The 1743-nt window shown below is 68.7% G+C and carries 1 protein-coding gene; it reads right to left on the bottom strand.

Going from position 1 to position 1743, the window contains the following annotated elements; all coding sequences use genetic code 11:
* Window positions 1-67: 67 nt before the first annotated feature.
* The gene (locus tag RIN75_RS43960; protein ID WP_309118051.1) at window positions 68-1312 is read right to left on the bottom strand and encodes an IS110 family transposase; all 1245 of its coding nucleotides are present in this window, start codon (window positions 1310-1312) and stop codon (window positions 68-70) included.
* Between the last annotated feature and the right edge of the window lie 431 nt (window positions 1313-1743).

Here is a 1743-nt window from a genome sequence, read left to right as displayed (position 1 = left end):
GGGGGGTGGTGTCACCGGACCCGGTGGCATCGCCGGACCGCTGATAGACCTCCGATCTCGCTAACTGTCAAGCCGCAGCCCCGGCTGGGGTGTCGAGCTGGGCGTCGAATGCCTTGATCGGGTCGTAGGCCTGGCCGGTCTGGAGGCAGTGGTAAAGCTGTCCGAGGAAGCGGTTGAACAGGTGCCGCAGGGCGGCGGCGTGCCGGTCGCCGTGTGCCCGGCGGCGTTGGTAGTGATCGCGTGGTGCGCCGGCTCGGCCGATACTGGCGAAGGCCCAGACGAATCCGGTGGCGTTGAGGCGGTCGTTCTTGACGGTACGGCGGGTGATGGAGATGCTGCGGCCGGAGGCCCGGGTGACGGGAGCCGATCCGGCGTATGCCTTGAGCGAGCGGGCATCGGTGAAACGTGCGCGGTCGTCGCCGATCTCGCCCAGCACGCGGGCACCGGACAGGTCGGCCAGGCCTGGGAAGCTGGTGATGATCGCGTAGTCAGGGTGCTGTTGGAACGCCGACGTGGTGGACTCGGTGAGCTGGTCCACGCTGGCGCACTCGGCGTTGAGGGTGGCCAGCAGCGCGAGCGCCTGGTGGCCGAACGCCTCTTCGACCAGCGACGGTTGCCGCAGCTGCGGCTTGCGAAGGTCGTTGAGGAGCTGCGCGGCCAGGGCGTCGATGCCGCGCTGGCGACCGGCGCGACGCAGGGCCGCGGCGATACGCGCCTTGGTGATCTTCGTGGCGGCGGCGGGTGTTGGTGCCAGCGCCAGGACCATGCGCGCTTCGGGACTGGCGAGGTTGGTGGCGCCGCCCTTGGCGAAAGCGGCAAGGAACCCAGGGTAGTACTCACGAAGCGCGGCCCGGAGTTCCTGCGTGGCGCGGGATCGCCGCCAGATGGCGTCCTGGGTTGCGCGGGACAGCACCGCGACGGCCTGGGCGAGCTCGCTGTCGGCGGGCAGCGGCCGGTGGACGTGGGCGTCGGTGCGCAGGATGTTCGCCAAGGTCATGGCGTCGACGTGGTCGGATTTCTTGCGCGAGACGCTGTGTCGTTCGCGGTAGCGGGCTACTGCCATCGGGTTGATCGAGTAGACCCGTCGCCCGGTCTGTCGCAGGCTGGCGACCAGCAGGCCGCGCGGGGTCTCGATCGCCACCGGGATAGGGTCGGTTGCGACGTCACCGGCGTCGGCGAGCATCGCCAGCAGCTCGGCGAAGCCGTTGGCCGAGTCGTCGATACGGCGCTTGGCCATCAGGACACCATCGGCGTCGACCAGGGCGACGTCGTGGTGGTCCTCGGCCCAGTCGATCCCGCAGAACACCTTCACTCTGAACTTTCCCCTCCACTGACTGTTTGCACTCGTTCGAACCCTGACGAGAACGCGCGGCGCCCTAATGACGAGGCTCTGTGGCCTGACCTCCGATTGAGCCGTTCGCGATCCCAGCGATCCGCACGGGCACCGGTCTCGACGGAGAACTCGACGGTTCCCGGTCACTGAGGTGTCCTCCGCGCGGACGGGCTCGGACGACGAACAAACTGCCTGATCGAGTGAACGGGCGGAGCACGGACACGCCGGTTGCGCCGATCTATCAGGAGGACTCACAGGCCCAGGGACACGGAAGGCGTCCACCGGGCACGTCCGGCCCCACCCGTCCGAACGAGCAAGTGGGAGCGCCGGCCTGCGGATCAGACCTGTGCGGCCGTGTCGCTAGAAGGCGTCACCCGTCAGCTCGTTCGGTAGTCATTAGGGACACGGCC

Origin of the sequence: Saccharothrix sp. (genome assembly GCF_031180885.1) — a bacterium.
Lineage (GTDB): Bacteria > Actinomycetota > Actinomycetes > Mycobacteriales > Pseudonocardiaceae > Actinosynnema.
This window is presented reverse-complemented; position numbering and strand designations above follow the sequence as displayed.